Annotated in this window: 11 protein-coding genes and 1 pseudogene (1 of these 12 only partly in view); 6 read left to right on the top strand and 6 right to left on the bottom strand. The window is 39.7% G+C overall.

The features are described 5' to 3' along the window. Positions 1 to 622, top strand: partial view of an ABC transporter permease gene (locus tag ACE1CA_RS00950; protein ID WP_413281201.1) — the 3' portion only. Its footprint begins 161 nt before the window's first position; the window shows 622 of its 783 coding nt (coding positions 162-783); the start codon falls outside the window, past its left edge; the stop codon is at positions 620 to 622. A 216-nt stretch (positions 623 to 838) separates the two neighbouring features. On the opposite strand, the pseudogene ACE1CA_RS00945 reads toward ACE1CA_RS00950, so the two are convergent. Continuing rightward, a pseudogene (locus ACE1CA_RS00945) lies at positions 839 to 1,339 on the bottom strand (Uma2 family endonuclease); the annotation flags it as partial. 264 nt (positions 1,340 to 1,603) lie between these two features. Between ACE1CA_RS00945 and lysS the strand changes: the two are divergent. After that, positions 1,604 to 3,184, top strand: coding sequence for a lysine--tRNA ligase (lysS, locus tag ACE1CA_RS00940; protein WP_413281200.1), 1,581 nt, complete (start codon positions 1,604 to 1,606; stop codon positions 3,182 to 3,184). Between the two features lie 178 nt (positions 3,185 to 3,362). Here lysS and ACE1CA_RS00935 read toward each other — a convergent pair whose 3' ends face one another. After that, positions 3,363 to 4,385, bottom strand: a complete 1,023-nt coding sequence (locus ACE1CA_RS00935; protein ID WP_413281199.1) for a DUF2278 family protein — start codon at positions 4,383 to 4,385, stop codon at positions 3,363 to 3,365. Positions 4,386 to 4,436: 51 nt separating this feature from the next. On the opposite strand from ACE1CA_RS00935, the gene ACE1CA_RS00930 reads away from it, so the two are divergent. The 4 genes from ACE1CA_RS00930 to ACE1CA_RS00915 all read left to right on the top strand — a co-directional run bounded on the left by ACE1CA_RS00930 (position 4,437) and on the right by ACE1CA_RS00915 (position 6,747). Next, positions 4,437 to 4,634, top strand: coding sequence for a hypothetical protein (locus ACE1CA_RS00930; protein ID WP_486517605.1), 198 nt, complete (start codon positions 4,437 to 4,439; stop codon positions 4,632 to 4,634). A 102-nt stretch (positions 4,635 to 4,736) separates the two neighbouring features. Continuing rightward, positions 4,737 to 5,456 carry a pyridoxine 5'-phosphate synthase gene (locus ACE1CA_RS00925; protein ID WP_413281197.1) on the top strand — a complete coding sequence of 240 codons (720 nt, stop codon included), beginning with the start codon at positions 4,737 to 4,739 and terminating at the stop codon, positions 5,454 to 5,456. A 156-nt stretch (positions 5,457 to 5,612) separates the two neighbouring features. After that, positions 5,613 to 5,942 (top strand): MgPME-cyclase complex family protein, encoded by a 330-nt coding sequence (locus tag ACE1CA_RS00920; protein WP_413281196.1) that lies wholly within the window; start codon positions 5,613 to 5,615, stop codon positions 5,940 to 5,942. An 88-nt stretch (positions 5,943 to 6,030) separates the two neighbouring features. Beyond that, complete coding sequence (locus tag ACE1CA_RS00915) at positions 6,031 to 6,747, top strand: hypothetical protein (protein ID WP_413281195.1); 717 nt, start codon at positions 6,031 to 6,033, stop codon at positions 6,745 to 6,747. Between the two features lie 209 nt (positions 6,748 to 6,956). Here the strand turns inward: ACE1CA_RS00915 and ACE1CA_RS00910 are convergent, their stop codons facing one another. The 4 genes from ACE1CA_RS00910 to ACE1CA_RS00895 form a co-directional block, all read right to left on the bottom strand. Beyond that, the gene (locus ACE1CA_RS00910) at positions 6,957 to 7,415 is read right to left on the bottom strand and encodes a divergent PAP2 family protein (RefSeq protein WP_413281194.1); all 459 of its coding nucleotides are present in this window, start codon (positions 7,413 to 7,415) and stop codon (positions 6,957 to 6,959) included. A gap of 126 nt (positions 7,416 to 7,541) precedes the next feature. Further along, complete coding sequence (crtE, locus tag ACE1CA_RS00905) at positions 7,542 to 8,468, bottom strand: geranylgeranyl diphosphate synthase CrtE (protein ID WP_413281193.1); 927 nt, start codon at positions 8,466 to 8,468, stop codon at positions 7,542 to 7,544. Positions 8,469 to 8,605: 137 nt separating this feature from the next. Further along, positions 8,606 to 9,991, bottom strand: a complete 1,386-nt coding sequence (locus ACE1CA_RS00900; protein WP_413281192.1) for a type IV pilus twitching motility protein PilT — start codon at positions 9,989 to 9,991, stop codon at positions 8,606 to 8,608. A 246-nt stretch (positions 9,992 to 10,237) separates the two neighbouring features. Next, positions 10,238 to 12,457 carry an ATP-binding protein gene (locus ACE1CA_RS00895; protein WP_413281191.1) on the bottom strand — a complete coding sequence of 740 codons (2,220 nt, stop codon included), beginning with the start codon at positions 12,455 to 12,457 and terminating at the stop codon, positions 10,238 to 10,240. Between the last annotated feature and the right edge of the window lie 84 nt (positions 12,458 to 12,541).

Here is a 12,541-nt window from a genome sequence, read left to right as displayed (position 1 = left end):
CGCTGGTTGGTCTTGGCAAGAGGCTTTAATTGTATTGGGAATATTTACTTTGTTGCAGGGTTTTTCTAGCACTGTTTTGGCTCCTAATTTGAATAAGATTGTACAGCAGGTTCAAGATGGTACTTTGGATTTTGTGCTGCTGAAACCTGTCAGTAGTCAATTTTGGCTTTCTACTCGGACTGTTTCTCTTTGGGGGTTGCCTGATTTGATTTTTGGGTTGGCGATTATTGGCTATGCTGGGAGAGGTTTGGGAGTTAATATAAGTGGTTATTTGCTTAGTGCTATCCCGATTTTTTTTGGGTTGGTTAGTCTTTATAGTTTGTGGTTTATGTTGGGGGCTACTAGTATTTGGTTTGTGAAAATATACAATGTTACGGAGGTATTAAGGGGGTTGTTGGAGGCGGGACGTTATCCGATGGTGGCTTATCCAATGGCTTATCGATTCTTTTTTACTTTTGTGGTTCCGGTGGCTTTTTTAACTACTGTTCCGGCTGAGGCGATGTTAGGTAAGGGTGAGTTTGGTTGGGTTTTAGGTGCGGGAGTTTTGGCGGTTGGGTTGTTTTTGGTTTCGGGGTTGTTTTGGCGGTTTGCTTTGCGTTTTTATACTAGTGCTTCTAGTTAGGGATGGGGTGGGGTAAACCATATTCTGAGTATCAGCTTACTTTTACTCTTGATGCTTCCGAAGGACACCTACCAGCAAATGTATGGTTGTTTTTCTTCCGTCCTTACTCACGACAATGGATGGATACAGCGATATCAAGTTGGATTGAACTCTTCTCTTGCATTGATCGTTTTGGACTCTAGAGCAAATCATACTTCCATAAGTTTTTTAATCAATTTAAACCTCCAAAATCTCATCAACTGTTAATTCCAATTCGGGAAAAGTAGGTGATATAATTCTGTCATAACCTCTAAAAGCAGTAACTTGATAAACTCCGTCATTTAATTGATATACAAAAACTGTGGGGATTTTTGGATTACCTAAATAATCTCTACTACCAATAGCTAAATAATCCACAATCCAATATTCAAAAATACCTAAACGTTGATATTCATCTAATTTATCAATGTAATCATCTTCCCAATTTGTTGATACTATTTCTACAGCTAATTGCAGAGGTTCGCGCAAAGCTGAATAAGCGGAACGGTTAGCACGCCAAATATCTAGATTAACTACACTGACATCAGGAAAGCGTCCTTGTTCTCTGCCATTTTTTGTTAAAGTGGCAATCATAATTCTGTCTGAAACCTTGTAATTGAGTTTCAGGCGGTTAACTTCAGCTTTCATTAAGTCAGCAATGAAATCTGCTATGTCATCGTGTTGCCTAGTTGCTATTATACTGGGTTGGGGTTAATTATTTTTTTTGAACCACGAAGACACGAAGGACACGAAGGAAGAAGAAGGAAGAAGAAGGAAGGGAAGGAAGATAAGCCAATTGGGTAGTAGGGAATTGTTGGTGTTTTTGGGTTAAGATGGGGTGCGGTAGACTGTGGATAAAGGGAGAAGTGTTAGATTGTCTACGGTTGGCGCTAAGATTTTGGATGGGATAAGTGTTTCCCTAATGTAAAATTTTGTATTTGGTATTGTGCAGGGTAGTTATTGATGACTCAGAGTGAAGCAGAAGTTCGGGCGCGAAAGGTGGAAGATTTGCGATCGCAGGGAATTGAACCCTATCCTAGCGAATCTTATCAGCGATCGCATACAACTCAGCAAGTTAGAGACTTATTTAGTCAACCGGGAAAAGAACTCGAAAATGGACAAAGCGATCCTGAAGAAACTCCAATTAAAGTTTCTGGACGCATCACTTCTAAACGTGATAGTGGTAGCATTATTTTTATCGATTTACGAGATTCTACAGGTAGAATTCAACTGAAAATCGAGAAGAAAATAGTAACAGGTGAAACTGGTTTATCTTTTAAACAAATTGAAAAGCTTCTCGATGTAGGCGACTTTGTTGGTGCGTCGGGAATTGGAAGTCGTACTAATAGAGGTGAATTATCTGTTCAGGTAAAAGAATTGGTATTGTTATCGAAAGCTACTATTCCTTTTCCTGATGCTTATTACGGCGTTAACGATCCTGAAACTTGTCGCCGTCATCGGGAAATGGACTTAGCGGGAAACTTGGAATCTTTCCAACGTTTTGCACTTCGCAGTAAAATCGTCCAAAGTATTCGTAATTATTTAACTGAAATCGGGTTTTATGAAATCGAAACTCCGGTTTTGCAAGCGATTTATGGTGGTGCTGCTGCACGTCCATTTATTACCCATCACAATGCTTTAGATGTGGATTTGTATTTGCGAATTGCGCCAGAATTGTTTTTAAAAAGGGCTGTTTGTGGCGGTTTTGAGCGGGTTTTTGAGTTAGGAAGAGTATTTAGAAACGAAGGTGTTGATAGTACTCATAATCCTGAATTCACCTCTTTGGAAGTTTACCAAGCTTATGCTGATTACTTTGATATTTTGGGCGTGGTAGAAGAGGTATTTTGCTATGCTGCTAAAACTGTTCACGGAGACAAACAGGAAATTGAATATCAAGGGGAAAATATTAGTTTAGAACGCAAATACAACCACAGCGAGAAGTTTCCTGGTTTTGCTGGCAAACATTGGCAAGTAAAAACTATGGTGGAAGCTGTTAAAGATGAAACTGGGTTGGATTTTGATAGTTTGGAATTGGCGGATGCGATTAGTAAAGCTGAACAGTTAGACTTGCATCTTTCTAATTTAGAAAAACAGAGTTTAGGTTATGTGCTTTATGCTGTTTTTGATAAGTTAGTTACGCCAAAATTAATTCAACCAACTTTCATTATTGACTTTCCTGTAGAAGTTAGTCCTTTAGCTAAAGGACATCGTAGCAAACCAGGTTTTGTAGAAAGGTTTGAATTGTTTATTGCTGGTACAGAATACTCGAATGGGTTTTCTGAGTTGAACGATCCAGAAGAACAAAGAAAGCGGTTTGAGGAACAGTTAGCACAGAAAAATGCTGGTGATGATGAAGCACATCCGATGGATGAAGATTTTATTGAAGCTTTGTCTTTGGGAATGCCAAATTGTGCGGGTATGGGAATCGGTGTCGATCGCTTAGTTATGCTTCTAACTAATACTCAAAGCATTCGTGATGTGGTGATGTTCCCCACAATGCGCCCTATCAAAGATCAGCAAGCAAATAATACTGAGGAAAAGTAAATTTAGTAGTTGCAAAACACTAAATCAATTGGGAAAACTTCTTCTCTTTCTTCGTGTCTTCGTGGTTCAAAAAAAGATTTTTTAAACCACGAAGACGCGAAGGACACGAAGATAAGAGGAAGAAGATACGCCAATCGAATTGTTAACCGGATTTGGTATCAACACCCGATCGCAAAACTTAAAATACGATCGTCCAACCCTGACGATCGGCCTGTTTTTCAGTATAAGATACCCCATGAATCTTAATACCACGATTATCCAGCAGGGTAATAATTCCGCCTTTATTACCTAATTGTGTTGTTTCAGGTAACTGCACAACCAATGTGCTTCCTGAAGCAAGTGTTCCTGATAGTAAGTGTTTGTTCTTTAATCGATCGGCGATCGCCCATCCAGTCAAATCAATTGATGCAGGTGAAGTGTTGAGTAAGGTTACTGTTTCTTTTCCAGGATCGGCACCTTCTGGATTGACAAGTGCCGCAATAATCCGAATAATTAAATCAGGTTCACCTTCAATTGGGGTTTGAGTTGGATGATCTGGTTCAAGTTTTGCAGAGATACAATGTCCGGTTTTATCATCAGTATGCCAGCATTGTGATTGAAATTTGAGAAAGATACCAATCCAGCGATTTTCTGAAGGAAAGTGAATCAATAAAGCACCATCCTGCCAGACTCCATCATCTTTCTCAAACTGCTTAGCATTGCCTTGATTCGCATGAATGTCATGAATGCCATTACCAGGCAAAAAACCAAAGATTTTGTCTTTGATATTACGTTCTGGCCCCCAACGTTCGCCAAATGCGTAGATGAGAGCTTCTTCATCTGACATTGCTCGCTGAATATATTTGTCAATCTTTTCGTTTAGGTCATTATCAGGGCCAGGAATATCGAATGGTAATGGAATCATTTTCGTGCGATCGAACAGATTCCCCCGAATAAAATCTATTGCTAATCCACCAGATTTGGATTCAAGAAGCTTAAAACCAAGCGGTAGATTCACCAAATTTGATGTAATTGGATGGGCAAAGTTCTCGTCTATTAAGTATTCTAATTCAGATGGACTGAGCTTCGATTTCACATTAATCGCAATTCGGTAATCTGTATTATCATCAACTAAGTGAACTTGGTAGTGAGCATTCGATGTAACTGCGAGTCGTCGTGCGATCGGACGACCCTTCAAAACACCGTATTCCTTCAACGGCATAGCGTTCTCCTAATTATTAACATGGCAGTGACTCAACGCTGGAATCTGGCAATGAACCCTACTGTTCTCTCTACAATTCTAACGATCGGATATCTAGTTTTTGCAGTACCCTCAAGGGTACTTTTATCCAGTAGAAAGGTTATCCATTTATTAACGCAAGTTGCCGATCGCCCAACTGTTCAAAATAATTTAATGATAATGTTGAGCGATCGCCACTCGATTTCTCCCGGAATTTTTAGCATCATATAATGCTCGATCTGCTGCTGTAATTAGTTCTTGTTTAGTTTGTCTAATGAAGCTGTTTCCAGTAAGATGAAAAACGGACGATTCGAGGTAGATGGAGAGTGAAGAGTGCCTACGCTCGGTGTTAATATCGACCATGTGGCGACGATTCGCCAAGCACGCCGGACTGTGGAACCTGATCCGGTAGCAGCAGCAGTGTTGGCGGAGTTAGCGGGTGCAGATGGGATTACTGTGCATTTGCGGGAAGACAGGCGACATATTCAAGACCGGGATGTGCGGTTGTTGCGGCAAACGGTTCGCACTCATTTAAACTTGGAAATGGCAGCTACTGATGAGATGGTGACGATCGCTCTCGATATCAAACCAGATTACGTTACCTTAGTCCCGGAACGACGGGAAGAAGTGACAACGGAAGGCGGACTAGATATTGCGGGACAGGTCGATCGCCTTAGTCTGGTAGTAGGTAAATTGCAAAGTGCGGGTATTCCGGTAAGTTTATTTATTGATGCGGATGAAGCCCAAATTGCTGCATCTGCTAAGGTAAAAGCTAAGTTTATTGAGTTGCATACGGGGAAATACGCCGAGGCGCATGATGAGGCGAGTCGGGAAAAGGAACTTCAGGTTTTAGTTAAAGGTTGTGAAATGGCGATCGCTTCCAGTTTAAGAGTCAACGCCGGACATGGACTAACTTACTGGAATGTTTACCCCGTTGCCGCAATTAAAGGTATGGAAGAACTCAACATTGGTCATACAATAATAAGTCGGGCGGTTTTAGTTGGTTTAGAACGAGCCGTCAGAGAAATGAAACAAGCTATTCTCGGTCATTAGTCATTGGGGTTCTCCCGTACTTGTGGTGGAAAACCCTGGTTTTAGGGACTGGGGACTGGGGACTAGGGACTGGGAAGCCTTGAGGAGTAAACTTATAGAAGCTTTGCGTAAGTCCTAACAAATGACAAATAACAAATGATGAAGGACGATTGACAAATGGAAACTTATTACTACGTTTTGGCAAGTCAAAATTTTTTGTTGGAAAAAGAACCTTTAGAGGAAGTGTTACGGGAAAGAGTGAGACACTATCAGGAAAATGAAAAAGAAATTGATTTTTGGTTAGTCAAAGAACCCGCATTTTTAGAAGCACCAGAAATGGCAGCTATTAAAGCTAAAACTCCCAAACCAGCTTGCGCGATCGTCTCCACCAATCAGCAATTTATTACTTGGTTGAAATTGCGTTTAGAATATGTAGCTACTGGAGAATTCACCGCACCATCTGATTCTATTCCCGATCCCTTAGCTTCTTTAGCAGCTGTTGCTTAACCTCTTGCTAAAAGCAACTTTAAGTTTTAAGTTTTGAGTGGGAAAAATTTCATTCAAAACTTATCACTCGATTACCGATTACTGAGCCATGAATCAAACTGCGATTAAGGGAGCCTACGCTACTTTAAACTCTGCTTTAATATCAATTATTGTATTGTGTGTGGGAGCGAACGGTGCTTTGGCTCAATCTCGTGAGTCAACTTGTGAACCACCAGCAGCGGGTGAATATTTATTATTTGTAGCTACAAATACCCGCCAGAGTCAACGCTTATTGCGGCAAAGTCTTCCTAGCAAAACGAGGGCTACTGTTTGCCGATATTTAGATAATACAGTGACTCGGATTAGCGGTTTTAGTAGCTTGGAAAATGCTGAAGATTGGGTGCGCTACATCAATGATATTACTGGGTTGTCGGCTTTCGTGGTGGAACCAACAACAGTTGCAGAATTTGTAACTGATACGCAACCTCCTGCGCCGCCTCCTGAAAGCAACAGGGAAGAAAGAAAACCTCAACCCCCAAGTGAGAATTTACCTGCCTTTAATCCAAGATTATTGGGCAGGGGCTATGCCGTGTTAGTAGATTATGGTAATCAGCCGGAAATTGCTACTCAATTACAGCAACTTTTAGGAAAAAGAATTGCTTTAGTTGCTTTTGGAGAAAGACGTTATCTTTTGGTTTTGTATACCAGTAATGGAAGAAATGCTAGTAATACTTTTCGACTGTTGAACGATCGCGGTTTCTTAGTCATGTTAGTAGACGCAAATCGAGTAACTTTGCTCAATCCACAGATAGAAACTCCGCGATGAGCAAGGGGCAAGGGAGCAAAGAAGCAGAGGGACAAAGGAGAATAAAGAACAGCAAACTTTGTTTTTTCCTTTATTTCTCAAATTTACCAATTGAATCTCATAAAAACTTAAAAGTTTAATCAGCTATAAACAGGCAGGAGAAAACTTTTGTAACTTTCTAACATTTATATATTTATCTCCTCTGCTCCCTTGCTCCCCTACCGCCCTACTCAATAAGTTGGTGCAGCTAACCAACCGATCGTTACACCTAAAACCGAGCCAACAATCACTTGAAAAGGAGTATGTCCAAGTAATTCTTTGAGACGGTCTTCATTAAAAGTGGGGTGTTCCCGAAATAGTTCGTCAATGATTTGGTTGAGGATGCGTGCTTGTTTGCCAGCCGCTTGACGGACTCCAGCAGCATCATACATGACGATAATGGCAAAGATGGCTGCGATCGCAAAATCAGGACTATTCCATCCCATTTTGTGACCGACACCCGTTGCCAAGGCTGTTACCAAGGCTGAATGGGCGCTAGGCATACCGCCCGTTTCCACCAAAACTCGGATGTTAATTTTCCGGTTTTTACCCAACTCAATGGCGAGTTTAGTAATTTGAGCAACTACACTGGCAATAACAGCAACCAACAATATGTGGTTCTCTAGAAGACTCTGGCAAAATTCCTGCATATCAATTTTGGCTGTTAGGTTGAATTTCGGATTATGTAGGATTCTGCTATGGACTGTGTGGGCAGGTGTAAATATTAAGTGTTGTAGGAAACAAAATTTACTAAATGTAACTTGCTCTACAAACGCTTAGTGAGTGCGGCTGGTAATAAATTCTGCGATCGCTAAGAGCGATCGAGCATTTTCCCCAAAAGGTGCCAATTCCGCTTTCGCATCTGCCACTAATTGTTGAGCCTTGCATTTAGACTCTTCCAAACCCCAAAGGCTAGGATAAGTTGCCTTTTTCGCTCGTAAGTCTTTACCTGCGGTTTTGCCCAACTCTTCTTGGGTAGCTGTAATATCCAGAACATCATCCACAATCTGAAATGCTAACCCAATATTTTCGGCATAACGAGACAATCTTTGCAAATCTGTCACCGATATCCCAGCAATAATCGCCCCGCAAACCACACAAGCCTCTAGCAGAGCGCCCGTTTTGTGAGTGTGAATGAAATTCAGCGTTTCAATAGTAACATCTGACTTCCCTTCACATTCTAGGTCAACTACCTGACCACCAACTAACCCAGCCGCACTCACCGCACGACCTAAACGAGCGATTACCTGCACTAAACGTTCTGCCGGAACATTTTCTGTCTGCGCGACTACTTCAAAAGCATAAGCTAATAAGCCATCACCTGCCAAAATTGCAATATCTTCCCCATAAACTTTATGATTTGTCAATTTACCACGTCGATAATCATCATTATCCATAGCGGGCAAATCGTCATGGATTAATGACATGGTGTGGATCATCTCCAAAGCACAAGCGGTAGGCATTGCCATTTCCAGCGTCCCGCCTGCCAGTTCGCAGGTAGCCAAACACAGAATAGGACGCAAGCGCTTACCTCCAGCTAGTAAAGAGTAGCGCATGGCTTCATAAATTTTCTCAGGATAGGTCACGGGCAGAAAATGCTCTAACGCCGCTTCCACCAAAGCTTGCCGTTCAGCTAGGTATTTGCGTAAGTCAAAGGGAGGAGATTGCCCCTGTGCCGAATACTTGTTATCTGTAGCTACCATCCTTCGATTCCTTGATTGAGTCTACATCCGTAACAATTTTACAGGGGATGGGTAATTGGTAATTTGCGAATTTATGATTTGTCAGGAAATAGGTGGCTAGAAGACAGAAGGTAATTCTCCTTGTCCCCTGCCTCTGCCTAAATTTCCCCCCCACTGAGTAAGATTCTCATTTCGTTGGGTTTATCTGTGGCTTGCATTGCTGTTTCTTCGGTAATGCGACCTTCTAAATAAAGACTGTGAATTGATTGCAACATGGTACACATACCGTCATATTTTCCTTTTTTCATAATTGATTCTGTTTCTTCTACTTCTCCGCGTTTAATGTAATCTTTGACGGTATCGGTGTTAATTAAAATTTCGTGAATGGGGGCACGTTTCCCATCAGTAGTTCGTAATAAAGCTTGAGCAATTATGGCGGCTAAGGATTCGGAAAGTTGAGTTAACATTGGCTCTTGTTCGTCTGGTTCGTAAAGATTTAAAATTCTTTCAATGGTTTTAGTGGCGCTGTTGGTGTGCAATGTACCGAATACTAAATGTCCGGTTTGTGCGGCTTTGAGGGCGGTGTTGACTGTGGCTCGATCCCGCATTTCCCCAATTAAAATTACGTCGGGATCTTCTCTTAATGCTGCTTTTAAGGCGCGATCGAATTCGACTGTGTGAATGCCTACTTCTCGCTGGCTAATTACAGATTTGCTATCTTCGTGGATAAATTCGATCGGGTCTTCGATCGTAATAATATGTCTCTTCATGGTCCGATTAATGTAATTAACCATAGCAGCTAAAGTTGTAGATTTACCCGATCCTGTAGGGCCAGTAACTAATACTAAACCTTTGTGGTAATGGCAAATTGTTTGGAATACTTCTGGTAAACCTAGTTCTTCGATACTGGGAATTTTTAGGGGAATTAGCCGCAAGACCATTGCCGAACCTTTGAGGGTTTTAAAAATATTTATTCGCACTCGCGCAAAACCATAACTGGCAGCACCATCAAAATCTAAGGTTTCTTGAAATTGTTTAATCTCTGATTCTGTAAGAATTTGTTGCAGCCAATTTGTAAATGTTTCTTCAGTAGTTACTGGATAATTGGTAATTTCCATTTCTCCCCGATTGCGAAAACTTGGGGGTTTACTAACACAGAGATGGATATCAGAATAACCTTTTTCGTAGGCTTCTTTGACCAATTTTTCTAAAGAAACAGGATTTGATTGAGACTGAGGAACTGGTTGGGAATTGGAAGGAGTTGTTATTCCTGTCTCCGGGGTTAGTGTTGTGCCTATTTGAACAGTAAATTCTAGGCGATCGTTGTCTAATAAAATTGCCAATTGGTGTTTTCCCGGCTGGTGTAATGCTAAATCAAAACGCCAAGTTCCTTCACTACTAATCGGTGGAGTTGTGACTTTAAATTGATTGTCTATGACTAAAATTAAAGGTTTACCAGCATGAATAGAATCAGCTGTTCCAATTACAGAAAAGCGTTGTAATGGTGAAACTGGTACAGTGGGGGCTTTAACAATCTTGAACATAAAAGATAATTAGTGTGGTTGTTTTTGTTTTGCGCGATCGATTCACTGTAAATAGTTTCTGATTTTAAGAAACAGAGAACAGGGGACAGGAAACAGAAAATAAAACTTAGGTGTATCTTACAAGGCAAGATCCCCAGTTCATACTGATTAGACTGCTAGTTTAATATATCAGATTTGTTTAATGTTACAAGTTATACTTAATACTATGACATCTTTGTAATATAGTCTTTACTTACATACTCTCAATTAATTCCTTATATTTTTAATCGGTAATAAAATCACAAACTCTGTTCCCTGTTCGGCAGCAGAGCTAACATCTATTGTTCCACCATGTTTGTCGATAATTTGATAGGAAGCAGAAAGTCCTAACCCAGTACCTTTACCTACAGGTTTTGTGGTAAAAAATGGGTCAAATATTCTACTTATAACATGGGGAGGAATTACGGGGCCGTTGTTCCAAAATCTAATTTTTACCCATTCAGGATCTAATTTTTGAGTTTGGACAATAATAGTAGGTGTAAAAGTTTTAGATTTTTCTATTAATTGCTTTGCCAGTCCTTCTTTTATAGCATCAATAGCATTGGTAATAATATTCATAAACACTTGGTTAATTTGTCTGGGATAGCATTCAACTAACGGCAAGTATCCATATTGCTTAATTATTTGAATAGCTGGGAATTGCTCGCCTAAATAGAGACGATTTTGTAAGATTAACAAAGTACTATTAATTCCTTCATGTAGATTGACTAATTTCATTTCGGCTTCGTCTAAGCGAGAGAAATTTCTTAATGCTAGGACTATTTGACTAATACGATCGGACCCTGACTGCATTGAAGAGATAATTTTAGGCAAGTCAATCATAATAAAATCAAGTTCTATTTCTTCAATCTGCTTTTCAATTTCTGGGTCATTATAACGTTGATGATAAATTTGCACGAGATTAAGTAAATCTTGACTATAAGTGCTGACATAACTAAGATTGGCATGAATGAAGTTTATTGGATTATTAATTTCATGAGCAACTCCAGCCACTAATTGTCCCAAACTTGACATTTTTTCAGTTTGAATTAGTTGAGCTTGGGCTTTTTTTAGACTACTTAAAGCATCCGTTAACTGGTCAGCTTTAATTGTTAATTGTAAGTTTAGTTGTTTTAATTGCTCGGAAGCTGTTTGTAATTCCTGATTTTTTTGCCAAAGTTCTTTGGTTCTCTGTTCTACTCTTTCTTCTAAAGTAAGACGTGCGTTTTCTAATTCTAAAGTGCGTTCTTCTACTCTTTTTTCTAGGTTAATAACAAGTGAATTTAAAGATTCAGCCATCTCTTGATAAGCGCTGGCTAATTGTCCTAATTCACCACCAGCACCGATACCAGGAATAGGGGCGTTTAAATCACCTGCGGCTAATGTTCTGCTCCGTTTTGCTAGTTGATTAATTGGTACGCCAATCTGTTTAGCTAATAAATTGGCTACAGCTATGGAAAGTATAATGGCTAATATTAATCCAATCAAAATTAGGCGAGTAAGGGCTAGGTATGCTTGTTGAAAATATTGAGAAGTGATTTGGATCTTGGCGATCGCAACCAGATGACCTCTAGAATTTAAAGGAGCGTAAATAGTATTTAATCCTGTTTGGCGATCGATCTCATATAAGGATTGTCGGTTTTCAATTACAGGTAAAAGTTCTTTAAGTGATAAATGTTGATTCTCTAAATTATTGCTATTCCTAGTATCAAGAGAAATAATTAATTTACCCTTTGGAGAAATAATTTTTAGTTTAGTAGTAGGTTGGGAAAAAGTTAAAAACTTCTCTAACCAAGCCTTATCTAGAATTTGACCAATTATCAAAGTTCCGTGAGGATCTCCAGTGCGATTTGTACGGGTAACGGGTGCTGCTACTAATATTAATAGTTTCCGATCTTCGATCGTGACTAATTCTTGTACTAATTTTTTTTGAGCAATCATGGCGGCAATTTTTTCTTGGAGGATAGGCGATCGCAAAACTTCTCCTTGTTGCGCCAAAATTTCGCCTCGAAGATTCATTACTTGCACAACATTTACACTTGTAGATAAAAGTAATGAATCAACAACTTCTGTTTTAATCCAAGATATTTTCCGCTGCGGAATAGCTTCATAAAAATCACTCCAATAGGCAAAACTTTTAGTTACATCTTGTAAACCTTGAGCAGTAGCAGATGTATATCCGCGAAAAGCTAACATTTGGTCGTCAAGTCGGGTTTTTTCTAAATCAATCAAAGGCTGATATACAAATTCCCAAGTTGCTCCCAGCAAAAACAAAATTGGTAATAGAGATGCTCCAAAGGTAAAGAGGAGAATTTTTGTTTGAAGCCTTTGCAAAGTTTTGATTATTTTTACCTTGATGTGCTTATATTTCACTATTAGTTTGCGCCAGTTTTCCGGGGAACGTATAAGTAAAGTTGCTTGGTAGATAGGCAAAGACTGGAATTTCACAGTATAATATTAGCCAACTAAAGCTTGCTGGCAAGAGTCGATCTGGTTGTTATATCTTCAATTATTACTTTAATAAAACAATTA

The organism is Floridaenema evergladense BLCC-F167 (assembly GCF_041929205.2).
In the GTDB taxonomy this organism is placed as follows: domain Bacteria; phylum Cyanobacteriota; class Cyanobacteriia; order Cyanobacteriales; family Aerosakkonemataceae; genus Floridanema; species Floridanema evergladense.
Note: the sequence above shows the minus strand (reverse complement) of the source record. Positions and strands in the feature narration are given on the sequence as shown.